Below are 26,862 nucleotides of genomic sequence, written 5' to 3'. Positions count from 1 at the left end.
TGGAGGAGCAACTGTTTGGGTTGCCCAAAAAAGCTAGTTGCATTAGCGAGTTGAATCCGCCCATACTATAATTAGGTAAGGTCTGATTATCAAAATAATCAGACTTTTGTTTTTCATCGTTTTGTTCATGTTGAGAATAACGGTTTTAATTATATAGAGAAACAAGATTTTCTTATGCAATATCCTCATCTTTTACAGAAATATTTGGAGAGAGAAAAGATCAGTAATCCAGAGAAAGTTTCCGAAAGCATCATGAATAAGATGTTAGAAGAAAAAATTAACTCTCTGGAACGAATTATCAAAGAAAAAGAACAAAAAGTAGAAATGTTAAAAGAGCAATTAAACAATTCCAAATAACCAACAAGAGCCCATTATGCCAAATATTGAAGTTATAACCATTCCTATATATGAGGAGTCGGGGTTAGTAAAAACAAAAGATATTAATGCAATGAAAATTAAAAGATACAAGATTATTCCCATAACAAACGGATAAATTTTATTCATAAATTTCTTTCTTATGCCCTACTTCAAGAACCAAGATTGTGACTGATTCATCATTAATCTGACAAATAACTCTATAATCACCGATACGACAACGCCATAAACCTACTTTGTTAAAAGACAGCCCTTTTCAGTCGTTCGTGGATTTGGAAGTGGTGCTATTTTGGTATCCATGTAAGTAAGAATTCTTTTGGCAATCGTTTTATCTAGTTTCTTTAATTGCTTTAAAGCAACGTCAGTATAATTAATCGTCCAAGTGGCCAGATTATTTATTGCTAGAGCATAATCATTAATAACTTTTTCAAGAGCAGTTTCGATAACCATTGTTATATTGTTGGAACCACAATAATATAGCTACACATTATTTATATTTATCTAAAATAAAAAAACATAAGTTTAGTTTTTGTTTTAGTAATTATATTCTCAAGTCTCATTTCTGCTTGTCTAAATGATCACAAGATATTAAGATGCAACAAATCTAACAATTTGATCAATAAATGATCAAATTGTTAATATTTTGTTAATATTCGCCCTGTATAATCTCAAATCAAAGTGAATTTAAAACTCGGTATGGATACCTCGTAGACAAAAATCATGAGGTTGTAAAAATGTACTCGAAAGATACGCAACAACAAACTAAAACAGAATATCAAATTGGTGTTTGTGTAAAAGAAACCAATCAGGAAAATGGTCCAGGGCATGTGACTGCTTTACTTATTAAGAAAAAAGGTGAGCAAACACAAATTCATACTACGAGTTTTTATCCAGGACCCTTTGGAAGTCTCTTCAATGGAATAACCTTTGGATCATTACCTGTACTAGGGCAACTTGCTCCAGACCATGTACAAGACGTTAAAGAAGCTGATCATGTTTTAATTTCATCTGTGCCTAAAGAGCAATTTAAGAAAGCAAAACAAGGTCATACTGAATTTAGTGAAGATGTGAAAAAAGGACATCGAATGTACTCCGTTTTTGGAAAAGCCAACCCAATAGCGAACGGTGTTAAAAAGCTTACGCAAGGAGCTGCTGGAGCACAATTAGTCATAGAGAAACATAAGAAAGAGACTGGAGCATATCCTCCAGAAGATATGTGTGGTATCCATGTGTTTGATAATGACCATCCAGAAGTTCCAAAAATGCGTGTAGACAACTGTGCCAGTTCGGTAACCCATGTTTTAAAAAGGGCAGGTTTTAATTTTAATAATCCTATAGTACCCACTTTCTTTACTCCAGAACTAGAAAAACATGGCTTTACTAAAGTAGATAAAGACAATTTTATGAAAGAACATAAGATATAAGGTTAAACGTGTACACCATATTTTAAATATATGGTGTACAATATATATCCACTTGATTAAAATTTTAATACCTGACTATAATCCCTCTGTTGTATAGGTAATCTCTCTGAATTTATAAGGATTGTTATGTTTGCATTTCTAAAATCCCAAAAACAAGACCGTACGAATAGTTCTTCCGAATCATCATTTAAGAAGGATAAAGAAAGTATTCCTAATAGTGTTGAATCTTCTGCTCATGAACCCAAGGTTTCTGAACATTCCAAAGATACCTGGGTATTTATTTGGAATATGACTGCAGACAAAGTAGGACACGCTGCCATACAAGTAGGTGGATCTCAGCCAAAGATGAAAGATGAAGATCCTGGCGAGTATGCAAGTATTCATCCTGAGGGGATCCCATCAACAGGTATAACCTCCATTTTACCTTTACCAGCATATTTAGCCACTAATTTATCAGAAGATATGGAAACCTTGGGTGCTTCTAAAAATACAAGTTTTATAGATATGGATAATCCGTCAAAGATAATAAGCGAGCAAGAAAAACCTTTACCCCCTGACGAGGTTTATCATTTTAAAGATTTAAATACTACTGAAATGAGTAAACACATTCAGAAAACTCAGAAAAAAGTAGAAAATGGAGAAGTGGGTTATCAATTATTTCCTAACGTGAATGTCTTAGGATTTTTTAAAGACAGTTCCGCTTTTATTTCTCATGATCCTGTAGATATCGAAATGCACCGCAGAGCATCTCAAGGGAAAAAATCGAATACTGAGGTTTATAATTGCACCACTCTTGTTAGTGAAGTTTTAAATGAAGGTGGACTGCCTATCAGACAGTCAAAGGCAAAACCCTGGGGGATTACTCCAAATGGCTTATCATCCGAAATAAGCGATGCTGAAGAAGTGATACATGAAGGATTTAAAATGTAAAAAAGTATAACAGATTGTAGTTTTCGTTATTGATCGCTCTATAGTTTTAAAACTATGGGGCGCGATTCTCGAAGTATGATCAGTGCCCTTCCCTATCACACAATCCATGACTCATAAATCCAGATAAAAGTGTATGTACTGCAGTTTTGCCCATTTCTTCTTTTGGACAAAAGTCCATAGCCACAGCAAAACCTATTTCCTTCATTGAGTCATTCCACTGCGGCTCTTTATTTAAAATGGGTTTTATCTTGCCAATGAGAGAGTCCAAAAATGCATCATCTACCGAAAGAAAGTGCTGCCTTTGGTGATTTTTGCTCAGCATTTCTTTTACAGTGACATAAAGTGCATAGTTTAATATGTATAAAGCAAATACCTGGGACTCGTTTTCCTCATCCAGCTCGATCTTCTGTTCTTGATTGTAAAAATGAGTAAATCGATAATTATCAGGACAAAATTCATGCTTAATAAAGTCCGTTTGTTGCGAATTACTTACTTCGTTGCGAAAAAGAAAATACTGTTCACGCTGAGAGTGAAGCGCGGAAATTTTGAAACAACCTTGAAAAACACAAGGCTGCTCCCAAATGGTAACCAATATTAATGTTTCAATATTTATATCGATACAACTCATTCTAATATTTAATTCCCAATCTAAAATTAAAAAATTGTGCGCCCCACTTTAATTTTCATTTGTTGGCACGACGTGCTGTATTTTACCACTGAACCGCGCACCTAAGGTTAAAATATTAGGAAATTGTTTGATTATAGGTAACAACAAAAGTCTAGTCCAAGGTTTCATCATGGCTAATTGTGCAAAAAATGATGCAGCATGGATACGGCCGCTAAAAGATTTACGCCACTGCTTCGTGTAATATGCACCTGCATCATCAAAATGATTCTTTTCCTTAAGGTAGTTCAATTTAAATTGAATTAAACAGTGTGCAAGTAACCATGCTGATTGCATGGCCATACTAATTCCTTCAGCTACAATAGGATGAGCTTCACCTGCACTATTACCAACGAAAAAAATACCATCCTGATAACAGTTACGAATGCCAGGTTTAATTGGTCCTGCTGCCAACCAGTTCCCCTCACGATCGGCACAACAAAGTACTTCCCTAACCCCACGGCATTGCTCTAATAAGTATTCATAAACTGTTTCCCCTGCTTGTATACCTGGGTTTTTCAAGCGTAAATCATGCAACACATCACGGCGAATACAAGATGAAAGTGTGACTTTTTGCTTCGTACTATGAACCATTCCTCCGTAGCCGCCAGGAAAAGCCAGTAAAGGCATCAGATTTATAGGTAAATTGGAATTTTTAAAATGTGCTTTAAATGCCAACAGATCGGACGGCCGATGTATTTTATCTTCAGATTGCCCAATTCTTTTTTCCCATGAGCCATTTGCAACAACAACTAGAGAAGTCATGATTTCTGTTGTTTTATTATTTTCTTTTACAGAACAGATAAATAATCCATCTTTAGATCGATGTAATGACAGTGTTTCACAAGGTTGCCAAACCTGTACTCCTTTTAATTTGGCTTTATTCATCAATTCTGTATCAAGATACTCTCTTGCTAGTGCCCTTCCCCATAAATTTTTTGATGTTTTAGATGGAGGCATATTTGCAGATAATATAACATCTGCGGCGTATAAGCCGACTTTTTGTATCTCCGGTCCCCCATTTATCAAATAGAACTCTTCCATCCCAAGTTTTTGCAAAAGGGATAAACTTGTAACAGATATAAATTCACCACAGACCTTTCTACGAGGAAATTTTTTCTTTTCGACCAGCCCAACTGACCAACCTGCGTCAGCAAGTAATAATGCAGTAGTTACGCCAGAAGGCCCTCCTCCAATGACAAGCGCATCCAGAGTCATAGGGTTTAATCCATACTATTTTAAAATAAGAATACTCCACCAAAATGGGAAGCGCCATTTGATTTGATAATTTTTAATACGTGCTTGTTGCAATAAAAATTCCAATTCTTTTCTGGTAAAACTCTTTTGAATTGATAGTAAACCATCATGGGTTATAAGTCGGTTGCGAAATAAAGGACTGATCATTTTATAAAGCCAATAAGCAATAAAATTGCGATGCAGATCATTGATTATCATTGCCTTATGCGTTGTTTCATGGGCTTTGATTAAGAGAGAAACCAATTCTTCATCATCCAGATGATGGCAGACCAAATTGAGTAAAATGATATCTATATTTTCTTTGATTTCGAGCTCTGGCTGCAGTTGCAACTGAAACTCGACTAAGGTATTTCCATTTTTTAGCTGCCATTCCAGTACTTCTTTTTCTGCAAGTTTAATCGCTTCTGTAGAAATATCTAACCCCAGCATGCGCATTTTAGGGTAATATTTACTAAGATTTAGTAAGAATAAGCCGCCACCGCATCCTACATCCGTCAATACTGAGTCAGAGGGGAATTGTTGAAGCACATTGACCGTACGTTTAAAAATACCCATCAATCTATTAATTTTAAATAATTTTTTTAAAGAGTGAGAGTATTCTTGTGGTGTATAAAAATCCTGACCTAGATCAATGATTTCCTTTTCTTTTGATCGTACTTTAAATTGGGCCATTTCATTTTTAATAATGAGAAATTTTTATTTTGCATTGTATACTTAAACATTGCAATAAATGATTTACAGCTCTAAATAAACTCGTAAGCGGTAATAAATTTGTTTATATTGAAGGAGATATTTAAAAAAGGGAAAAAATGCAATCAAAAATTACTGCAATTGGTATAGCAACACCTCCATTTATGCGAACACAAGATGAGATTGCGGATCTTATTTCCATAGGATTTCATCTTGATGCACTACAAAAAAAAGTATTGAAAAAAATTTATAAATCTTCAGGAATTGAAACCCGATATAGTGTATTAACAGACTATTGTAAACAACCAGGAGAATTTGAATTTTTCCCTAATACTCCAAAAGAAAGTTTTCCATCTACGTCCCAAAGAATGAATTTATATAAAGATAATGCCCTTAACTTAGCCATAACTTCCATCGAAAATTGCTTAAATAGCATTGAGTTTGACAGGAAAAATATTACTCATTTAATTACGGTCAGTTGTACAGGCATGTATGCTCCTGGAATTGATATTGAAATTGTCCAAAAACTTAATTTGTCCCCATCTGTAAAACGTACGGCGATTAATTTTATGGGCTGTTATGGAGCATTTAATGGCTTAAAAGTAGCCGATGCATTCTGCCAAACAGAGCCTAACTCCAATGTACTTTTAGTATGCGTTGAGCTTTGTACAATACATTTTCAAGATACCTTCAATATAGAGAATATAATTTCGAATGCTATTTTTGCTGATGGAGCTGCAGCAGCATTGATTCAGGGGAAAACGAATTTACCCAAATGTTTTAATATAGAGTCCTTTTATTGTGATCTGGTTCCACAAACTAGCCAGGAGATGGCATGGACTATTACGGACTATGGATTTGACATCATACTAAGCGCATACGTGTCTGAAGCAATTGAATCTGGCATTTTAATATTTACAGAAAAACTGTTAAAGCAATCTAATTATTCTTTTAATGATATAGATTTTTACGCAATTCACCCAGGGGGTATTAAAATTCTGCAAGCGTGTGAAAAAGCATTAAAGATTACCGCTCAGGACAATCAACATTCTTACAATGTATTAAGAAATTATGGGAATATGTCCTCAGCAACGATTTTATTTGTTTTAAAAAATATTTGGGATAAGTTAAATAATCTGGATAAGGCAAAACATATTTTTAGCTGTGCTTTTGGACCTGGCTTAACCTTAGAATCTATGATGCTCAAAATACAATACGATTAATTTTTCATTCAAATTATCTCCATTCTCTTCCAATTGGAGATCAGGAAGATATAATTTATTTTTAAATAGGGGGCTTATTTTTTTGAGTCTCAAGAACCGAGTAACCAGAAGACTCTACATGTCTTCCCCCCGCGTTAAATAGAGACACTATTGAGTCTCCTAAAGAAATATCTGATTTTTCTTTTTCATGGAAACGCTCGACAATGCGTGAAAGTTCATTCTCTAAAGTTTTACTTCCCTCATTCATTTCAATTCGCGCAGCACAAGATTCTTCAGCCAGACACAGTAAACGCCACAAGTCGTATCGCAAAATGCCCTGCGATTTATTTGTTAGATAGACCTGCTGCGCCTTAGCTTTAAAAGTATGCCCCTCACTATCTTTCATTTCAGCAACTATCGGCATTCCTCCCATTTTCATAACCATAGAGTAAAGCTGTAAAATTTCTTTACAGTTAATCGTTTTGATATCTTTAGCTTTATATAACAACTTGTGAGCTGCTGATTCCGAAATTGATATACCGTGGCTTACCAAATAATCGAACAAAGATAATTCTCTCATTTTACACGCATGTTCAAGAGGCGTATCTCCCATAATATTAATAGGATAGGTAAATGAAACATTATATTTGACAAGAATATTTAACATCGTGTAATCAATTGTTTTTTTAGAAAGTATTGAGGATAAAAGAGATTGATTTATTGGAGTAATGACTCTATTAATAAAATGCGGACATCGTGTAAGGGTCTCATCTACTTGTTGGTAGGCGTTATTATAAACTGAGTCAACAAGATGAAGAAACTCGGGCTCAACATTATTGCTTTTTACATACCGAACCTCAGCGACATCACCCATTTTCACCCCAACCAAGTAATAAATAATCTCAAATAAAGCAAAAAGAGTACAAAGACTTGGTTGCTCTGTCAATAAACTACTTATATCTTTTTTCAGCTTGAATTTATTATAAAAGAATAGCAAATGAACACTTTATTATCAATCAAGATGTTTTACATCCTGAGTGCTTAATTTTCTCTTAATCTTTTCGATGTATAGTACGCGAAAAAATTGTCATGGGTGATGTGCGTACATGCGAAGCTATCAAGATATTCTTTCATTATTAAATAAAACCCCTCAGGAAACTACATCAGATGTTACTGAATTAGTGAAAGTACCTTATAGCACTCCTCCAGTGATACAGCAAACAGCTGAAAAAACAACGGTGTTTATTGAAAAATCTTCTGTTGAGGCAAGAACACTTGTTGAAAAATCCTCTATTGAGGCAAGAACACTTGTTGAAAAATCTTCTGTTGAGGCAAGAACACTTGTTGAAAAATCTTCTGTTGAGGCAAGAGCGCTTGTTGAAAAATCCTCTATTGAGGCAAGAGCGCTTGTTGAAAAATCCTCTATTGAGGCAAGAGCGCTTGTTGAAAAATCCTCTATTGAAGCGAGAACACTTGTTGAAAAATCTTCTATTGAAGCGAGAACACTTGTTGAAAAATCTTCTATTGAGACAAGAGAGCTCGTTGCAAAACCACATATCAAAATAGAAAAAGGAATAAATGACGAGCACGATATTTTTTTTAAAAAACCAAACTTAAGTAGCTCGTCAACTCCTATGATTCAAATGGCATCAGCAGGAAATACATTGCAGCCTTTGTCAAAGAGAGAGCCAATTAAAGTGCTTTTTTCTCTTATAACCGATAAAATTAATGGCAATAATAAAGATCAAAAACAGCATTTAAGGGCAATGTTTTTGAAGGCGATTTTGACCAAAAACATAGCTCTTTTTAAAGAGCTTATGATAGAGCTAGATCTATATGAATTATCAAACTTTGATCACTATACAAAGCTTTTAGATTTACACAAACGAGATCCTCTCGCTATTTTGAACTCTTCAATCTTAGGTTATGTTCAAGTAGAGCTTGCCAAAGAAGAAGCAAAACCTTTAATTTCTCTCCTATTAAATGTGTTTCAATCCATACCAGAATCATCAAAAGACAGATCAGGTATTTGTTTAAGCATGCGTACAAAAAAGGAGTTGTTACCAAAATTACTAGGTCAAACTGAACCCCAAGTGAAAATGCCAGTACTTTCACAGCTTACTGATTTATCATTTGATTCTTTGCTACCTGGTTTTAGGCCTTTTATTGGTGATCAAAGTTACATACCTGCCAAAATAACGCATCAACAATATTTAAACATTATTACAAAAAACGTCGATCAATCCATTTTTATTGTTATAACCATTGGCTATTTAAAATCAAATAAACTCGCATCAAAAGAATTCCTCCAAAAATTAGCTGCTGACTATTTATTTATTGACTATGAAGAATGTTTGAAGTCGATTGAAAAACATTTTCAAGAACTTACTTTACCAGATGGTTTCCCTGTCGGCTATGAGCAATATGTTCGCTCTATATGTCAATCAGTTAAAGAACTGGATCATAAAAATAATGATACACGACGTTTTTTTGAAACGCGTCTTGCACAATATATAAATGGATTAACTCATTCAGAAGAGACTTTAACTCTCATAGGTAAACCTTTAGAAGGTCTATTCGATGACAGTAAGTTAAGGTTACAAACGCTTAATGCAGCAAATAAAATATTAAATTTCTTCCTTGGGCCAGAAGGTCTTGTAAGTTCTCCTCTAGAAATGGAAAGAAAAATTTGTATTTTTGCTAACGGATATAAGGATAAAGAAAAATACAATACAGAACAATTAGAACATTTCATGAAATCTTGTCCGGCTTATAATACAAGAGATCGGATACCAAAAGATAAAAAAACGGGTATTTTAGAAAGAAAATTTGAAACTTCAGCAGATAAAGTTGGAGAGGACGTCTGGAACTCCGCAGGAGGTGTAATGCGTTCAATTTCTCCTACCTTCTTTGATGCACAACGTGATCCCATGCGTAACATGCTTGTAGATTCCAGTGAAGTTTCACCTAAAAAAGAAACAAGCTCTACACAATGGTTTTGGTCTAACAAGCGTTTTCGGTCCGCATATGTGGGCTCAATTTCCGGACATACTTGCAATATAGTGTTTATGCTTAATCGTTATATGCAAGAAAATCAAAAAGATCCCAATTTAAGTCAAGATATTAATCTTTTTTTGATACAATTGGTGGCTGTATATGCAAAACGCGGTTATCATGGGATGCTTGAAGTTATGGATATTTTACATGATCAAAAAGTTCAAGAAATTTTTAAAAAAAATAATGTGACTCTCGATTTGATGAAATACTTCAGCATTGATCCGGATGTTGGCGCCTTTCTTGAATATGCTATGAATGATACGTCAATTTATGCCCAAGTTTTAGCAAGTAAACATCATGTAAAACTTGAGTTAGCTCGATTCTTTCTACAAATGGAACCTTCCAGGGAAGAAAGCGTCAACCATCAAAGATCGACAACCGCCACAGAAGCCTCATCTTCTGTAAGTAATATTAAAGTAGGATAAAAAAATGGTGTTAATATCTCAACTAATAAGCAAAATTATTTTATTAATACCATTTCTGCAAATTTTCTTATCTGTTTTTTCTTCACAAATACCTACTACCAACATTAATTTTTTTAATCTAAAGGAATATAGTATGCATGAAAAAATAAGCATCATGGGCAAAAAAACCTCTACCAGTTATTTAAATTCAATTAAATTTTTTAAATATGACTATCCCAAAGATCACTGGGCAATTGATTATACGAGAGCAGGAACATCTATTGCTCACGTAAAAGTAAAAGGAAAGTACAATTACTCCGTCATCTTGAATCCTACCGACTGCAGAGGATATAGAACTATAATAAGATACCTGAATAATAGTAATTCAGACATTTCTTCTGCGTTGAATCGTCCATATACAGTTGCCGAAGAAAGAGGATTAAATGCAGTTACTGCAATGATGGAGCAAGTTTATAAAAATATGGGCCTTATTCCACAATTTGCTCAACTTGGCAATAATTCCCAGTATTTTGACGAGAGAACCCGGGAAATTATTATAGGAAATGAAGAAGAACCAGGTATGCTTCATCTGCATCTTTGGGGTAGAGGCGATCCAGAACATGAATTTATCCCTGGTGTTCCTTTACGAGGCCCCATACCAGGATTAATGTTTGATCTAATTGCAAAATCTAAGACCGTACCAACAAATCAATATGCAATTAAATGGGATCCTAAAGAGCTGGAAATTGCTTTAATTGCATTTAAAGAGGAACTCGCCGCTTACATAGAATCTGAAGAATTTAAAGAAGAATTCAGTGATTCCATAGAAATATTCATTGATCCAGTACTTGATCTTGCAAGTGAGAGTACTTTACCAGTGATAAGCTAAGATTTTTTACACTGTATACACTCACTATGGTTATCAATTTTTCAATTTGGGTAACCAAAATGGTCTAATATTTCTTATTACTGCAAAGCCAGGGAATATTTCTATGTGGATAAGAAAGTTATGGTATTTTTTTGTTTTATCATATTTTTTTCTCTATTGCACATTAGGTTATACCAAATCAAATAGTATTCAATTTTACTACTCAAACAACAACCAAATTCTTGATATTGAAAAGGCTTATCAACGCTTAACTGGTAAAGAGCAATATGAACTGAAAAAAAATGCTATTCGCATACTACAACAGCAGCATATGGAGTTGGGCGAATTTAAAAGTATGCTCGGAACATATACTCTGCAAGAGACACAACAGTTTACGGCGGAAAATGCAGAAATTTTTTTTGTTTCGCCATTACAGAAACTATCTCTCTCAAAAACCTTTCTCATCGCTTCAATTTTAGCAAAACAACTTGATCAAGAAAGTGTCGTTGTTTTTATTCCAACCAATACAAATACCATTGCACATATTAAGCTCATTTTTAATTGCAATAAACTCACTATCCCTGAGGCAATTCAATTAATTCATAAACTTCCAGCCTCATTTACTCGGGCATTCACTCTGAACTTAAAGAATACACACTCTGGCTTTGATTCAGCGGAAGTTTACTCAATCGAATGGTTAGGTAGTAACCTCAATAGTTCAGTTATTCAAAATATCTTTCCTTTCGCTAAGGTTCTATCTGAGAATGGCGAAGCCTACTTAGTTTTTAATACTGGGAAATATCAGAAATTGTAATGGTGAATATTTAAAAAAAAATATCTAGAAAATTCAAATAGATAATTACTTAAACAGCTACTCAAGCTTGCATATGTTGTTTTTTTGACTATCTCTATGTAATAGCCCTTAAATATGGAGATAAATTAAATTATCAAGTCATTTCTTAGTTTTCCTGTTGTCTTGATGTTGCTTATTGGCTTGTTGTAAATGATTTTTTAATTTTTCAGGAGAAAATCATGAAAAAAATAATATCAATTTTATTATTAACGGCGGCTTTTTCTTCAGTCTATGCCTTGAGCCCTATAAGTACTATTGTCTTATCTTCAGGCGATGGTACAGGGGCAAGTACTGGGACAAATACCGGAACGGGTACTGGGACAAATACCGGAACGGGTACTGGGACAAATACCGGAACGGGTACTGGGACAAATACCGGAACGGGTACTGGGACAAATACCGGAACGGGTACTGGGACAAATACCGGAACGGGTACTGGGACAAATACCGGAACGGGTACTGGAACAAATACCGGAACGGGTACTGGAACAAATACTGGAACCGACAATAACATGAATAACGGCACCAATACCAATACCGGCACTGGTACTGATAGTGGTACCAGTACTAATAATGGTACCGATAACACCAGCACTACCTATTAAATAATAATTGTAACCAAGACGAAAAACAGTGTAACTCGAGGATAATTTTAATAAAATCCTCGAGTTACAGATCTTAATCTTCAGAAATTAAATATCTATGAGTTTGATTTTCCAGTTATCACCAGAGGTTTTTTCTTTCTTAATAAACCCTGATCATTACACCAGAGAATGAGTTTTACTTATATTTTCATGATATTGTAAAGCACAATCTGGGCGGCAATCTTCTTTATATTTTTTATAAACAGTCGAAAAAACCTCATTTTTCATATTATTCTTAAAATATTCAATCGCATCCTCATCACCATAATGTACAGCAAGATCCAGCCAGTCAAAGCCAACCAGCCAATCACGCTCTAATGATTTAGGAAATACTACCTCAATATCCTCATCCATTTCTTGTTTTAAAGTTTTAAGATCAGCAAAACCAATCAATGCCATTTCAAATTGGGCACTAGTGTAACGTTGTTTCCCTGGCGAAATCTCGATAATTCGTTTTGCTGTTATCAAAGTATTTTGTATATACTCATCAAAAGAAATACGCTGTTTAGTAGATTTAAAAAATCGTTTCATTTTAGATTTGAAAAAAAAGAATTAATTATGTACAAAATATTTACACATGTAAATACTATTTACTATAAACAAAACTACCAGGAATTTTTAGGGAGATAAATGTGACAAGAAAAGTATGCGTTGTTGTCGGAGTTGGACCGGGAAACGGCGCTGCTTTTGCGTCTCGTTTTTCCAAAGAAGGTTATCATTTGGCTTTATTAGCACGCTCCAAAAATTTTACTCATAAGCTCGCAGATAAACTGGGAAATGCGTACGCTTACGAATGTGATGTATGTGATAGCGAGTCCGTACAAAAAACTTTTACTCAGATTCAAAAGGATTTAGGAGCAATCGATGTCATCGTCTACAATGCAGGCTCAGGTTTATGGGGCAATATAGAAGAAATTGAGCCCAAAGATTTTGAAGCGAGTTGGCGCGTTAATGCATTAGGGTTAATGCTTGTGAGTCAATGTGTCATCCCCAGCATGAAACAAAATGGCCAGGGAAAATTGGTTATCATTGGTGCAACTGCGTCAAAACGTGGGGCCATTAAAACTGCAGCATTTGCACCAGCTAAAGCAGCACAACGGATCCTTGGCGAATCAATGGCCAAATACTTAGGGCCTTTGGGAATTCATGTTGCTCTGGTTATTATTGATGGTATTGTTGATTTGCCTAAGACCAGAGAATATATGCCAAATAAACCGGATAGTTTTTTTGTTAAACCAGACGATGTTGCGGATACAGTATATTGGTTAACACAACAAGCCCCATCTGCTTGGTCATTTGAAGTAGAAATTCGCCCTTTTGGAGAAACGTGGTAGCGCATGGATAAAAAGGTTAGCTATATAGGCTAACCTATCATATTGCTGATTATAAAATTGCACAAGACGAATAATGGCGGGCCATATCATCATAGCAATAAAAAAAGAAAATGCTTCAGCACGCTTCATAAGACCAGGGCTATAATGAAAACTTTTTTGAGACTGATTTTCTGTAAAAATGCCAACAACTAAAAAACTGGTGATGCATAAAAGCATGCTTCCTAACGTCAACATACACCATAATCCTCGCTCTTGAGGTGCAATAATCATCCCAATTTTTGTAATCATCAACTAAAGTAAGATAAATTGCTCCAGCTCTCACCTACGTTCCGCAGCTCGACTGCGGAATCCAGGAATCACACGAAATCACTGGAGCCTGCGGACAAGCCGCAGGACGTAGATATTAATAATATAGATCTTTTATTTATCTATCAGTCACAATTTTATCTTAATCAACTATCCAATTGGACATTAATATCCCGTGCATCGGATTGACCATGATCATCTACAATTCTAACTACAAATTTTCCTGGCTTTGCTTTCCATAAATAAGACTCTCCAGCTTTAGTTTTTGCAATAAATGTTTCATTAATAAACCAGTATACATGCGCAACACCAGCATCAGTTACAGCAGTAAGAGGAATGGTATTATTTTGTTGCGAATGAACACGAATAATATAGCTGATGCCATTTTGCGGTGAAGTAATATGTGGATTAATACCAGGATTGCCAGATAAGGTACAATCAGGCTCATAAAATGGTGGAGTATGTCTTTGTATGCCGGCCTTCTTAAAAATGCTCAATAAATCAGAGGGCCAAAACTCGAAAACTTCAAAACGTGTATATTCATTAATATGACAGGTTTGTAACCCTGTTTTACTATTAATAGCAACCTCCCGATAAATTGTATCAGTAGTTATTGGGGATTTCCCTGGAATAAACCAGCTCCACTCCGTATCCTTGCAATAGCGTGTAGGCAACATTCCAGAAGCTTTACATATTTCTACTTTTTTCAGATTCATTTGCTCAGGGTGTTTTTCTAAAGCATGAATAGGGCCTCGTTCATGTTTTAATGCATCAACCAATTCAAAGAATAAAGGAGCAGCAATGTCTTTGCCAATAAATGCGGGATTCGCTTTATTATCAAAATTTCCTATCCATACTGATAACACATAAGGACCAAAAACCCCCACAGTCCACGCATCACGATAACCCGAAGAAGTTCCAGTTTTCCAGGCGACTGGCAAACGAGCCCCCTCTCTAGAAACATCATCCATGCGAGGAGTACTTTTTAACATATCTAATACAAGATAGCTTGCTTCAGGACTAAGCAAACGAATGCCTTTTGCTTTTATTTCATTTTTAAATATTCGAATTGGATACCAAATTCCATCATTAGCTAACATAGCGTATAGACTAACAAGTTCCTTCATAGTTAATTCCACACCACCCAAACTCAATGATAATCCATAATATGACTCAGATCGTAATTGGCTGATTTGCGCTTTTTCCAATAATTGATGTAATGTGGGATTAGTTAACTGGCTGGCAAGATAAATTGCGGGAATATTTCGGCTCAAAACTAGTGCATCCCTGGCTTTAATGGGACCCATAAAATCATAATCAAAATTCTCCGGATTATAGCCATTAAAACTATGCGGAACATCTTTTAAAACAGTATCAGGGTGAATTAACCCTTGATCTAACGCCAATCCATAGATAAATGGTTTCAACGTCGATCCGGGCGAGCGTTTCGTTTCTGTCCCATTAATTTGTCCACTAATATTTTGATTGAAAAAATCGGCCGACCCCAACATTCCTTTAATACCCATATCTCGAGTATCTATGAGTAAAACAGCTGCATTATTCACTCCTATGCCTTTTTTTCTGGCGAGATAATGATGCGTAATCCGTTCGATGATCATTTGGGTACGATAATCCAGCGTCGTATCAATGCTTTGCTGTTTCGTTTTTGAATCATACAAAATTTCATTTGTAAAATGAGGTGCCTTAAAAGGGAGCATATGCGTATTTTGCATGACTAAAGGTAAAGCAAACATACCCTTTTTATTAAAGTCTTCTGGATGTTTATCTAACCACCGTCCTAATAAGTGCTCCCTAATTTTTTTTAATTCCTTATTATTAGGCGTTCTTTTACCTGGATTTTGCGGAATAATGCTTAACGTCAGGGATTGGGGCAGAGTAATTTTATTTACAGGTGTGCCAAAATAAACCAAACTTGCAGCCCCTACTCCTTCAACGTTACCGCCATAAGGGGCCAAATTTAAATAGGCCTCCAAAATCTCTTTTTTGCTGTAGTGCATTTCAATTTGTATGGCTCGAATAATTTGCAATAATTTGCCTGATATTGTTTTTGAATTCATACCATAGCGCATCCGGGCAACTTGCATGGTGATTGTTGAGGCACCTATTCTACGTGATTGTGCACCATAAGTTTGCCATACGGCTTTTAGTGTTGCCCAAGGATTGATGCCATAATGCCAATAAAAATATTGATCTTCTTGTAATAAAGTTGCTTCGATAAGCTGATTAGATATCTGCGATAGAGGAGTAAATAGTCGATATTTCTCGTCCTTGCTTAACGTTAATCTTAATAGTTTGTGATGCTCATCGTAAACCGCTTTAGAAAAGCTTGTGCCCTCTAATAATATAGGTTTGGGTAAAAAAAATAATATAAAATAAGCGCTGACAAGGAGCGTAATAAGGATTATGCTTAATTTTTTAAATATTTTATTCATAGTCGCTATTATGCACTAAATAGAATAAAATATATGCAAAAAATTTCCCCCCATTCACCACTTGAGATAAATGATGAATAAAAATCCGCTCTCTCTATTACTCAATGCATTTTCATCTGTATTTGGCAAATTAAATTGGCGTAGTCCGCCATGGGTGAATTACTTATGCACTAAATCAAAATCATCTCCTAAAATGTTTTGGGGAAGTGGTCTTGTCATTGTTCTCATTTTAATTGCAGCAGGCTATTCTTTCTATTGGTATAAAAACTTACCAAAACCAATTTATACCACTGCTCAAATTACAGTTCCAGATGTCACACCGAATACTGAAGAGCAATTAGTTCCTAACAATTTAATTATTGATTTTGGGATAAAAAATAACGGCTTTATCAATCAATCAGTTGCACCATTGAATCAAGTGGGAAAAACCGTAACTGAAGGCATAGAAATGACCCCTAAAATGCCTGGGACATGGATGTGGAATTCCGACAGTCAATTAGTCTTTACCCCTTCAGAAGATTGGCCTGCGGGACAAAAATTTACAATTCATTTTGCTCCTGATTTCTTTGCTTCTAATGCAAATATGGAAAGCAATATCTATTCTTTTTCTACTCATCCCTTCATTGGCAAGATCACTGAATTTAAATTGTATCAAGATCCACTCCATGCTGAAATAAGAAACGCCGTAGCCACAATAGAGTTTAATTATCCAGTTAATCCTAAAAGCTTGGAAAAAAACACATCGTTAACATATCAAACAAAATCGGGTTCTGCAGGTGAAAAACTTCCCATTACTTTTACTTACGATAAAAATAAACGCGTCGCTTACCTGCATTCTGAAACAATAAAAATAAGTGATGTAGCCCGTTATCTGCGTTTAACCTTGGAAAAAAACACCACTTCATCTACTGATTCTAGCTGTTTACAACATGAATTATCACAAAACCTATTGATCCCTAGTGCTCAGGATTTTCTTAAAGTGATTTCTGCTTCGGCATCCATTGTTCGCAATGATAAAGATAGACCTGAGCAAGTCCTTACAGTCGAAACCTCACTGGGGATAAATGAGAATGAATTTAACAAGTCAGTACATGTTTATTTACTGCCTAAAGATCGTCCAGCAACTGTTGCTGAAGCTGCCAAAGAAAATTATCAATGGCAAAATCCAGGAGAAGTGACACAAGCAGTCCTTTCTTTAGCCACACCTTTGACCAAAGAGGTAATTCCCACCGAACAAAATTATTCCATGTTGCACAGCTTTAAATTTAAAGCAGATACTCCTCGATATATATACATTAAAATTGATAAGGGAATGCAAGGCTTTGGCAATTTTACTTTGGGAAATGAATTTGCCGCGGTGATTCCTGTTCCTGTGATACCTAGAGAGATCAGTTTCTTACATAAAGGCTCACTGCTTGCTTTAAGTGGAGAGAAAAAACTTTCTGTACTAGTTCGAGGCGTTCCGGCAGTGAAGTTCGATTTCGCGCGTGTGTTACCTGAAAACATCAACCAATTAATAACCCAAACCCAGGGCGATTTTAATAATCCTTATTTTATTAACCCTACATTTAATCAACAAAATATCAGCCAAATATCTTCAGAGATTCAAGAGTTTGATATTTCGGATTTGGCAAAGCAACAATATACTGCGCTTGATTTTAGCAAGTATCTGACGATGAATACGAATACTCTAGGTCCGCAAGGGTTATTTTTATTACAAGCGACTGGTTGGGATGTCACGAATAAAACTGCCTTGGATGTAAAAGCAAGCCGTATGATATTGATTACTGATCTAGCTTTGTTAGTAAAAGATAATCAAGACGGCAGCCATGACGTATTTGTTAACTCTATAACTCAAGGAGCTCCAGTTGCCAATGCAACAGTAACTGTTTTAGGTAAAAATGGATTGCCAATTTTATCACGTACCAGTGATGCTCAAGGGCGTGTTAGTTTCCCACCTTTAAAAGACTTTGTTGATGATAGAGAGCCTACGGTGTATTTGGCCCAATTGAATAATGACGTATCATTTATTCCTTTCAATAATGTTAATCGCCAGTTAAATTTCTCTAAGTTTGATATCGGGGGTCTTTATACTACTAATCAAGAATTACATAGCTTAAGCGCATATCTTTTCTCCGATAGAGGGATTTACAGGCCAGGCGATGCCGTTCATGTCGGTATGATAGTCAAACAAGCTTATGCTCAGCCGCAACCAGGAGGATTACCACTACAAGTGACTGTGGTTGATTCAAGAGGGACAACAATTAAAGACGAAAAAATTACCCTCAATGATCTAGGCTATATGGATCTTGATTTCTCAACGAGCGCCAACTCACCTACTGGCCAGTACATGATTAATTTGTATTTAGTAAAAGATGGATACCCTCAAAACCTACTAGGCTCTACGACCATTCGCGTTTCGGAGTTTTTACCAGATAGAATGCGAATCACGAGTAGTTTGTCTCCAAAGCCATCTGCTGGCTGGACTTCACCTACAGGATTAAAAGGTGAGGTAAATCTTTGGAATTTATATGGAGCTCCTGCTGCCGAGCGAAAAGTTAGTGCTAAGATCCTGTTAGTACCTCAAAAAGTTGAATTTGATAAATATCCTGACTATGTTTTTGCTGATCCTTTGTTGGATCCCAAAAAACCACCTAAAGTGTTCACTGAAACCCTAAATGATGCTAAAACGAATGATAAAGGTGAAGCAGAATTTGATTTAAATCTTGACCGTTTTGAAAAGGCAACTTATCAATTAACATTTTTTGCTGAAGGCTTTGAATCTGAAGGCGGTCGTAGTGTAACAACTCAAACCAAAACCTTGATTAGCCCTCTACCCTATTTTGTAGGATACAAACCCGATGGTGATTTATCCTTTATTAAACAAAACAGTGCCAGAAGTGTTAATTACATTGCTATTAATCCTGAATTGAATAAAGAAAAAATAAATGATTTAAAGATCCAGCTGGTTTCATTACATCCAGTCACAACTTTAGTTAAAAAAGCTGATGGGACTTATCAATATCAATCCGTTATTCAATCTACAATAGTCAGTACCACCCCATTGAGTATTTCAGAACAAGGAACTGATTACGCTTTACCCACAGATCAAATTGGTGATTTTTCATTAAGCATCCTTGGAAAAGATAATACAATACTGAATCAGTTAAAATTCAGTGTCGTAGGTGCAAGCCAACAACCTTTAGCTAAGAATGCTGAATTATCGGTTAAACTCAATAAAACTGAATACCAAGCTAACGAGGATATCGAAATACAAATTACTGCACCCTATACAGGCTCAGGCTTAATTACAATAGAACGTGATAAAGTGTATGCTGCGCAATGGTTTAAAACAGACACAGCTAATTCGGTGCAAGCCATTCATATACCAGCTGATTTTCAAGGGGATGGATACATCAATGTTGCCTTTATTCGCGATTGGAACTCTCCGGAAATCTTCATCAGTCCTCTCAGTTATAGTGTTGTCCCATTTACCGTCAACCATGAGAACCATAACATAAAAATTGATCTGCAAACTGCAGCAGTTTCACGTCCTGGCGAACCGTTCACTATAGATTATCATACGGATAAGCCAGGTAAAATTATTGTCTTTGCAGTTGATGAAGGGATTCTACAAGTTGCGCGCTATGAGACTCCAGATCCTTTATCGTTCTTCTTCCAAAAGCATGCTCTTGAAGTTTTGACCCAGCAAACTGTAGATCAAATTATGCCGAAATTTATTCAAGACCGGGAACTTTCTGCAGTTGGAGGAGATAACGGCGAGGAAGGCATGGCAAGCCGTCTTAATCCTTTTAAACGAAAAACTGAATTACCTGTCGCTTATTGGTCTGGGATTATTGATACAGACTCAAACAATCGTCAATTAGTATATCAAGTTCCTGATTACTTTAATGGAACATTACGTGTCATGGCGGTAGCGGTATCACCTGATTCAGTAGGTTCGCATGAAACCTCTGCTAAAATTCGCGGCGATTTCATTATTAATCCTAATGTTCCAACATTTGTTGCACCGGGAGATGAATTTGAAATATCTGCATCTGTTGCCAATAACATTAAAGACTCTGGGGAGGATGCACTGATTAATGTACATTTGACAGCTTCTCCTGAAATTGAAATCATCGGCTCACCAACTCAAACTCTGGAAATTGCCGAAGGCCACGAACAAACCGTTCATTTTAAATTAAGGGCTAAATCACTTTTAGGAGCAGCCCAGTTAAACTTTAAAGCCAGTTTAGGTGATAAAGCCAGCACAATGAGTGCAACACTCAGTGTCAGACCCGCTACACCGCTAAGTACCTACATCAATAGCGGCAAATCAGCAGAAGCTCAAAAAACTTTAGATATTATGCAAACATTTTATCCAGAATATCGTAAAGTGAATGCAACTGTTTCTACTAGCCCGATGATCCTCGTATTTGGCTTACAGCGTTATCTGGATAACTATCCTTATGGTTGTACCGAACAATTAACAAGTAAAGCCCTCCCCTTGCTGGCAATGAACAATCAAGCTGGTTTTGGTGAAGAAACAAAACAAGTTAATGAAAAAGTAAATGCTGCAATTCAAATGCTAAGCCAACGCCAGATGTCTAATGGAGGATTTAGTTATTGGCCAGGACTAAGTGATAATCAAGGGAATGATTTTGCCTCGGTTTATGCAATGCATTTCCTGACCGAAGCGAAAAACCAAGGATTTAATGTTCCTAGCGATCTCTTCTTTAATGGTATTAACTATCTTAAAACCTTAGCTGGTCAAAATGTAACCGATATGGATGCAGCAAGAATTCAAGCTTATGCCATTTATATTTTAACCCGCAATGAAGTAGTGACAACCAATTATCTGGCTAACCTACAATTGTATCTGGAAAAAGATAAAACAAAAGCCTGGCAAACAGACATTACCACAGCTTATATCGCTGCTTCCTATCAATTACTGCAAAGTCATGATGAAGCAAATCAATTAATTGGTTTGTACAAACCGCAAAATAATCAGGCTTATGTTACTGATTTTTATAGTAGTGCGATTGCTGATGCACAATACTTATACCTTGTAGCCAAGCATTTTCCTAACTTGTTACCACAAGTAGGTGATGAACTGCTCAAGCGCTTAATTCAGGCAATCAATGATAATGAGATCAACACCGTTTTATCTGGATTTACCAGCTTGGCTTTAGGAGCATACCATTCGAATCTGTCCAATGAATCCGCATCAGCTTTGTCAATGACAAAAATCATGGCCAATAGTAAGGAAGTCAATGTCTCTTCTACTAATCCAAACTATCAAAAAATTGATATTAATCCTGATGTCCAAAAAATACGCTTTAACAATCCTGATAAAAAGACATTTTTCTATCAGCTCATGCAATCAGGTTTTAATCGAACTATTGCAAAAGCTCCATTAAAGCAAGGTCTAGAAATCTTCCGAGAATATAAGGATGCAAAAGGAAATGTGATTAATTCAACAACCTTAGGCAGTGAAATTGAAGTGCATATTCAAATTCGTGCATTAGGTAGAGATTATTTATCCAATATTGCGATTGAAGATCTTTTACCTGGTGGTTTTGAAGTAGTAAACGACTCTGTAAAAAACAATACAATGGATTTTGTCGATGTTCGCGAAGATAGAGTCAATTTCTTTGGTGGAGTTGAATCTGCTGCCAAAGAAATAGTTTATAAAATCAAAGCGGTCAACATAGGAAAATACATTGTTCCACCTGCTTATGCAGAAGCTATGTACAATCCAAATACGAAAGCACAAGGTGTTTCTTCGGAAATTACAGTCACTGAAACACCATAATACTTTTTAGTATCAGTTAAGAATGCCTGGTTGCTCGCAACCAGGGGTTCATTGCACATCCCTATTATAAAAACTCCTTTTATCTCGAGATCCAGCTCCTATTGCCATAAAAATCGGAATAAATGCTCAAAAGTTGACAAAAGCAACAAAAAATACAGCGGATTTAATTGCATTTATAAATAGATCTGTTTTAGATTTAGCACAAGAATTTTTAATATTTAAATGGTGTATTTCATGAATAATGTAAAAAAAGGCATTAGCAGATTAATTTTTATGGGAAGATGGCTACAGCTTCCTCTTTATTTTGGTCTTATTTTAATACTGGCTGTTTATGTTTATCGTTTTATTCATGAGCTGTATGATTTAGTGATTCATCTCAACAGAATCAATGATACACTCATCATGTTAGGTGTACTCGATCTGATTGATGTGGTTATGATTGCAAATCTTCTGATTATGGTAGTTATGGGCGGATATGAAACCTTTATTTCCCCGCTGGCCCTGGACTCGCACCCAGATCAACCTGAATGGCTTGATCATCTTGACGCTGGCGCTATGAAAGTAAAGCTTGCTCTTTCATTAATTGGTATCTCATCAATTCATCTGCTAAGAACGTTTATTGATCCAAATAAACTCAGTAACTTCTCCGTGATGTGGCAAGTACTTATTCATTTGACCTTACTCATTTCAGCTTTGGCAATTGCATTTACTAATAAAATGCTTGAACAAAGTAAGACACATTAAAGTTTTAAGCAGCATGGATGCAAAAGCAAAAATGAAAGGAGAACCATCTACAAAAAACTTTATTTAGATAAAAGTAGGATGAATTAAACGCTACTCTTATGTCGAGCATCAGGATAATTTTCCCATAATTACCCTTAATGTTCCTATAATTGTAACCACTCTTATTATACCTTAAAAAAGGACAATATGGATTAAAAGATTAAACTTTTTGACAAAAGATTCTAAAGGCATCATGTGACTGATATGCATGCTTTTTCAAAACAGGTGTAAATTCAAGTATATTAAAACCTGCATCACTGAGTACTTTTTTTAATTCATCTTCCTCATAGAGTGATAAAAATTTCTTAAAATCCTAATGAGCACGCTGCCCATGCCCCATCAAAAGAAAGTGCGGGTAAGGTAATTGATTCAATATCCATTAAATGGAACTCTGCACCAGGTGCAGTACGCTTGGCAATCTCAAGTAAGCCCTCGCAAAAATCAATTCCCAAAACACGTGCTCCTTTACTGGTAAAAAGAACCGCGTCTCTTCCAGAGCCACAGCCTATATCAATAATGTGTGGATGTGGTGGCAGTAATTCAATAAATTTTTCTATGGATGCAAGAGGAGCAAGCTCCGCTACATTATGCGCAAACACTTCCGCTGTTGCTTCATAACTGGCTTTAGTGATTTCTTTATTTGATAGTGTTTCAGAATACATTTATTCCTCCTAATTCAAGTTTTTAAATAATTAGTTAATCATACCAAAATCGATGGACATTAGAATTCAATCCACACCTGATTTTGTTTAAATTTTATACTAGATTAATATTTTGTTAATATTTGATCTTTATAATATGTATCAAAGTGACTTTGATAAACAAGGTATGGATACCTCGTATGTTGTCTAAAAATATGAGGTTATAAGATGCAGTCTAAAAAAGAAGTGGAATATCAAATTGGTGTTTGTGTAAAAGATACGGGTCAAGAAAATGGTCCTGGACATGTATCAACCCTACTGATTAAGAAAAAAGGCGATTCAACTACAATTTCTCACACAAGTTTTTTTCCTGGTCCGCTTGGAAGTGTTGTCAATGGATTAACTTTGGGCTCTATACCGGTTAAAGGACAATTAGCACCAGATCATATACAAGATATACAAGAAGCGGACCATGTTTTAGTTGCTTCTGTATCTAAAGAACAGTTTAAAAATGCAAAAAAAGGACAAAAAGAATTTCATCAGCAAGTAGAGAGCGGCCAACGTGCCTACTCTGTTTTTGGCAAATCAAATCCGATAGCAAAAGGCCTAAATAGCTTGGCTAATGGATGTAAGGGCGCACAGTTAGTTACAGAAAAACATTTACAAACAAGTGGATCGCTTCCACCTGAAGATTTTTGTGGTATCCATGTATTTGATGATGATCATCCAAAAATTGAAAAAAAAGTACGTGTAGATAACTGCGCAAGTTCAGTGACACATGTAGTGCAAAAAAGCGGTTTTGTTGATTTTAAAAATCCCAATATACCAACATTTTTTACTTCAGAGCTAGAAAAACATGGTTTCAAAAAAGTAGAAAAAGTGGACTTTGCGAAGAAATTTGAGATTAAATTATAATAATCACACGGGTGTACGTTGTATTTAATAGCTTAAATAAATATGACGTACACAACCCTCACTATTTGATTAAAAATTTAATAGCTTGTTATAATCTATACGCTATATAAGCAATTTCTCTAAGTCTAAAAAAGGATTGTTATGTTTTCATTTTTAAAATCTAAAAAAAATAACGGAATTACTCCTACCTCGCCAAATTCAACTCCTAGCATTGATCCCTCTGATTCACAAGAAAAAAAATCCACTGAAACTGCAAAAGATACTTGGGTATTTATTTGGGATATGACTGCAGATAAAGTGGGGCACGCGGCAATACAAGTAGGTGGATCCAAACCAAAAATGAAAAACGAAGATCCAGGAGAGTATGCAAGTATTCATCCTGATAAAATTCCATCCACAGGATTAACATCAGTATTACCTTTACCCACACACATTGCTACAAATTTATCTGAAGATATGGAAACATTAGGTGCTTCAGAGCATGCTTCTGTTACTGAGCTAGGTGAACCAATAAAGATAAAACTTAAAGATGCAAGCCCCTTACCGCCCGATCATATTTATCACTATAAAAATCTGGGCACTTCCGAAATGAGTAAGCATATTGAGCAAGCTCATAAAAAAGTAAAAACAGGTAAAATGGGTTATCAGCTATTTCCAAATGTGAATCTCGTTGGACTCTTTAAAGACAGTCCTGCATTTATCACTCAAGACCCCATTGATGTTGAACTGCATCGAAGGGTAGCTGAGAAAAAAACAGATAATCATGAAGTACATAATTGCACTTCATTTGTTAGTGAAACTTTGAATAAGGGTGGATTGCCTGTCAACTGTTCAAAAACAAAGCCCTGGGGCATTACTCCGAATGGCTTATCGGATGAAATAAACAGTAACGGGCCTAAAATTTAATTCACCAGCCTAGATGCCGCGACTTGCCACGGCATCCAGATCTAAATTGAAGAGTCATTCAGCGTTTTATCTGGAAAAAACTTATTAAAGCTCCTTTTTATTGTTCGACTTTAATCGTGCCACATCATAAATAGTAATTGGTGACTGAACTCCTTTAACCTTTACCCGAAGATGCCCATTAATCTCGATGTCTTTTGCAACTTCCTTATAAGTGGATTCAGAAATCAGTATCTGTCCACCAAGACTTAAATCTTGAATTCGCGATGATAAATTAACTGACGAACCTATAGCACTATACTGCATGCGCTTTTTGGAGCCAATATTTCCAACCACAGCAAAGCCTGTATTAATTCCTACCCCCATCTCTATATGTGGTAAATTAATCTTGCTATTGGTTTGATTCAGTTTTTTTAGCACCCGTTGCATTTCTAAAGCACAAGCGACAGCACGGAGTGAATCATCTCCAGAGGAGTATGGTGCACCAAAAATAACCATAATTGCATCGCCAATATATGCATCAACAATACCGTGATGCTTTTCGATAACAGGAACCATTTTACTAAAATAGCTGTTTAAAAGCGAAACAAGAGTTTCACCAGGAATCGATTCAGATAAGGGGGTAAAGTTTCTTAAGTCACTAAACAGAATGGTAATTTTATTTTTATGCCCACCCAGTTTTTGATGATGAGGTGATTCAAGAATTGTATTCACTACTTCATCAGACATATAAAAACTAAATACTTTGCGAATTAACTTATTACGTACCTCGAGTTGTTTTTTTATCTTTTGCAATAAAAGATTCGTCTTGCGTAAAGTTAACTCATCTTTGGCAATGTGAGCTAGATTTAATAAGAGGTTTAGTTGTTTTGAATCAAACTCTTTTGGAGAGGTATCCGCCAAACAAAAGGTACCTACGTTATAACCCAAGGGATCAGTCAAAGGAATGCCGGCATAAAATCGAATAAATGGATCCTGTTTTACTAGAGGACTATTTGCAAATCGTTCATCGTTAAGCGCATCGTTAACAATTAGTGGTTCACTTTTTTTTATTGTCACATTACAAAAAGAAATACATCTAGGTGTCTGCTTTGCTTTTAAACCATACCGCGCTTTAAACCATTGTCTTTCTTCATCAAGAAAGGCGATATAACAAATTGGAATATTAAATAAATCAATCGCAAGGCGTACCAAGCGTTCGTAACTCTCTTCAGGAAGCGTATCCATAATTTTTAATGCTTGAAGTGCATCAAGTCTTTTCTTCTCTAATTCTTCAAAAGGTTCTGTTTTTTTCTCTTTCATAATAACTCTCTTCTCTTGGGCATCTTGAATTAGCGAAAGACA

At 35.7% G+C, this 26,862-nt stretch carries 23 protein-coding genes; 13 read left to right on the top strand and 10 right to left on the bottom strand.

The window, feature by feature from the left end; genetic code table 11:
- Positions 1–174 precede the first annotated feature (174 nt).
- Positions 175–357, top strand: a complete 183-nt coding sequence (locus A8O27_RS14610; protein WP_058459907.1) for a hypothetical protein — start codon at positions 175–177, stop codon at positions 355–357.
- A gap of 139 nt (positions 358–496) precedes the next feature.
- Here A8O27_RS14610 and A8O27_RS19560 read toward each other — a convergent pair whose 3' ends face one another.
- A complete protein-coding gene (locus tag A8O27_RS19560; protein WP_235810540.1) occupies positions 497–562 on the bottom strand; it encodes a type II toxin-antitoxin system RelE family toxin in 66 nt (21 codons plus the stop codon).
- Between the two features lie 44 nt (positions 563–606).
- Positions 607–825, bottom strand: coding sequence for a type II toxin-antitoxin system RelE family toxin (locus A8O27_RS14605; RefSeq protein ID WP_235810535.1), 219 nt, complete (start codon positions 823–825; stop codon positions 607–609).
- Between the two features lie 284 nt (positions 826–1,109).
- Here A8O27_RS14605 and A8O27_RS14600 point away from each other — a divergent pair, with 284 nt between their 5' ends.
- Both A8O27_RS14600 and A8O27_RS14595 read left to right on the top strand, forming a co-directional pair.
- Positions 1,110–1,799: a hypothetical protein gene (locus A8O27_RS14600; RefSeq protein ID WP_058459908.1), complete on the top strand. Its 690-nt coding sequence runs from the start codon at positions 1,110–1,112 to the stop codon at positions 1,797–1,799.
- A 126-nt stretch (positions 1,800–1,925) separates the two neighbouring features.
- Entirely contained in the window at positions 1,926–2,729 is an 804-nt protein-coding gene (locus A8O27_RS14595; RefSeq protein WP_058459909.1) for a hypothetical protein, read from the top strand.
- A gap of 79 nt (positions 2,730–2,808) precedes the next feature.
- On the opposite strand, the gene A8O27_RS14590 is transcribed toward A8O27_RS14595, so the two are convergent.
- The 3 genes from A8O27_RS14590 to A8O27_RS14580 are packed head-to-tail and all read right to left on the bottom strand — an operon-like array spanning position 2,809 to position 5,322.
- Positions 2,809–3,357 carry a hypothetical protein gene (locus tag A8O27_RS14590; protein ID WP_058459910.1) on the bottom strand — a complete coding sequence of 183 codons (549 nt, stop codon included), beginning with the start codon at positions 3,355–3,357 and terminating at the stop codon, positions 2,809–2,811.
- 48 nt (positions 3,358–3,405) lie between these two features.
- A complete protein-coding gene (locus tag A8O27_RS14585; RefSeq protein WP_058459911.1) occupies positions 3,406–4,611 on the bottom strand; it encodes an NAD(P)/FAD-dependent oxidoreductase in 1,206 nt (401 codons plus the stop codon).
- 15 nt (positions 4,612–4,626) lie between these two features.
- Positions 4,627–5,322 carry a methyltransferase domain-containing protein gene (locus tag A8O27_RS14580; protein ID WP_058459912.1) on the bottom strand — a complete coding sequence of 232 codons (696 nt, stop codon included), beginning with the start codon at positions 5,320–5,322 and terminating at the stop codon, positions 4,627–4,629.
- 137 nt (positions 5,323–5,459) lie between these two features.
- Between A8O27_RS14580 and A8O27_RS14575 the strand changes: the two genes are divergently transcribed.
- Positions 5,460–6,563: a type III polyketide synthase gene (locus A8O27_RS14575; RefSeq protein ID WP_058459913.1), complete on the top strand. Its 1,104-nt coding sequence runs from the start codon at positions 5,460–5,462 to the stop codon at positions 6,561–6,563.
- A 61-nt stretch (positions 6,564–6,624) separates the two neighbouring features.
- On the opposite strand, the gene ankJ is transcribed toward A8O27_RS14575, so the two are convergent.
- Positions 6,625–7,416, bottom strand: a complete 792-nt coding sequence (ankJ, locus tag A8O27_RS14570; protein WP_160116282.1) for a Dot/Icm T4SS effector AnkJ/LegA11 — start codon at positions 7,414–7,416, stop codon at positions 6,625–6,627.
- Between the two features lie 364 nt (positions 7,417–7,780).
- Between ankJ and ceg14 the strand changes: the two genes are divergently transcribed.
- The 4 genes from ceg14 (at position 7,781) to A8O27_RS19380 (ending at position 12,329) form a co-directional block, all read left to right on the top strand.
- Positions 7,781–10,024: a Dot/Icm T4SS effector Ceg14/sidL gene (gene ceg14 / locus A8O27_RS14565; RefSeq protein WP_131744479.1), complete on the top strand. Its 2,244-nt coding sequence runs from the start codon at positions 7,781–7,783 to the stop codon at positions 10,022–10,024.
- A 133-nt stretch (positions 10,025–10,157) separates the two neighbouring features.
- Positions 10,158–10,892 (top strand): hypothetical protein, encoded by a 735-nt coding sequence (locus tag A8O27_RS14560; protein ID WP_131744480.1) that lies wholly within the window; start codon positions 10,158–10,160, stop codon positions 10,890–10,892.
- Positions 10,893–10,995: 103 nt separating this feature from the next.
- Positions 10,996–11,685, top strand: coding sequence for an SNF7 family protein (locus A8O27_RS14555; RefSeq protein ID WP_058459917.1), 690 nt, complete (start codon positions 10,996–10,998; stop codon positions 11,683–11,685).
- 218 nt (positions 11,686–11,903) lie between these two features.
- On the top strand, positions 11,904–12,329 hold the full coding sequence (locus A8O27_RS19380; RefSeq protein ID WP_064115113.1) for a hypothetical protein: 426 nt from the start codon (positions 11,904–11,906) through the stop codon (positions 12,327–12,329).
- Positions 12,330–12,485: 156 nt separating this feature from the next.
- Here A8O27_RS19380 and A8O27_RS14545 read toward each other — a convergent pair whose 3' ends face one another.
- On the bottom strand, positions 12,486–12,899 hold the full coding sequence (locus A8O27_RS14545; RefSeq protein ID WP_058459919.1) for a hypothetical protein: 414 nt from the start codon (positions 12,897–12,899) through the stop codon (positions 12,486–12,488).
- Between the two features lie 101 nt (positions 12,900–13,000).
- Here A8O27_RS14545 and A8O27_RS14540 point away from each other — a divergent pair, with 101 nt between their 5' ends.
- A complete protein-coding gene (locus A8O27_RS14540; protein WP_058459920.1) occupies positions 13,001–13,702 on the top strand; it encodes an SDR family NAD(P)-dependent oxidoreductase in 702 nt (233 codons plus the stop codon).
- Between the two features lie 452 nt (positions 13,703–14,154).
- Here A8O27_RS14540 and pbpC read toward each other — a convergent pair whose 3' ends face one another.
- Positions 14,155–16,461 (bottom strand): penicillin-binding protein 1C, encoded by a 2,307-nt coding sequence (gene pbpC, locus A8O27_RS14530; RefSeq protein WP_058459922.1) that lies wholly within the window; start codon positions 16,459–16,461, stop codon positions 14,155–14,157.
- A gap of 73 nt (positions 16,462–16,534) precedes the next feature.
- Between pbpC and A8O27_RS14525 the strand changes: the two genes are divergently transcribed.
- Together A8O27_RS14525 and A8O27_RS14520 are read left to right on the top strand one after the other, a co-directional pair.
- Entirely contained in the window at positions 16,535–22,276 is a 5,742-nt protein-coding gene (locus A8O27_RS14525) for an alpha-2-macroglobulin (protein WP_058459923.1), read from the top strand.
- A gap of 234 nt (positions 22,277–22,510) precedes the next feature.
- Complete coding sequence (locus A8O27_RS14520) at positions 22,511–23,020, top strand: TIGR00645 family protein (protein ID WP_058459924.1); 510 nt, start codon at positions 22,511–22,513, stop codon at positions 23,018–23,020.
- 344 nt (positions 23,021–23,364) lie between these two features.
- On the opposite strand, the gene A8O27_RS14515 is transcribed toward A8O27_RS14520, so the two are convergent.
- On the bottom strand, positions 23,365–23,721 hold the full coding sequence (locus A8O27_RS14515; RefSeq protein ID WP_058459925.1) for a class I SAM-dependent DNA methyltransferase: 357 nt from the start codon (positions 23,719–23,721) through the stop codon (positions 23,365–23,367).
- 207 nt (positions 23,722–23,928) lie between these two features.
- On the opposite strand from A8O27_RS14515, the gene A8O27_RS14510 reads away from it, so the two are divergent.
- The gene (locus tag A8O27_RS14510; protein ID WP_058459926.1) at positions 23,929–24,615 is read left to right on the top strand and encodes a hypothetical protein; all 687 of its coding nucleotides are present in this window, start codon (positions 23,929–23,931) and stop codon (positions 24,613–24,615) included.
- Positions 24,616–24,756: 141 nt separating this feature from the next.
- Entirely contained in the window at positions 24,757–25,521 is a 765-nt protein-coding gene (locus A8O27_RS14505; RefSeq protein WP_058459927.1) for a hypothetical protein, read from the top strand.
- Between the two features lie 84 nt (positions 25,522–25,605).
- On the opposite strand, the gene A8O27_RS14500 is transcribed toward A8O27_RS14505, so the two are convergent.
- Positions 25,606–26,820 (bottom strand): adenylate/guanylate cyclase domain-containing protein, encoded by a 1,215-nt coding sequence (locus tag A8O27_RS14500; protein WP_058459928.1) that lies wholly within the window; start codon positions 26,818–26,820, stop codon positions 25,606–25,608.
- Positions 26,821–26,862 lie beyond the last annotated feature (42 nt).

This window comes from Legionella bozemanae, assembly GCF_001648595.1.
Lineage (GTDB): Bacteria > Pseudomonadota > Gammaproteobacteria > Legionellales > Legionellaceae > Legionella > Legionella bozemanae.
This window is presented reverse-complemented; position numbering and strand designations above follow the sequence as displayed.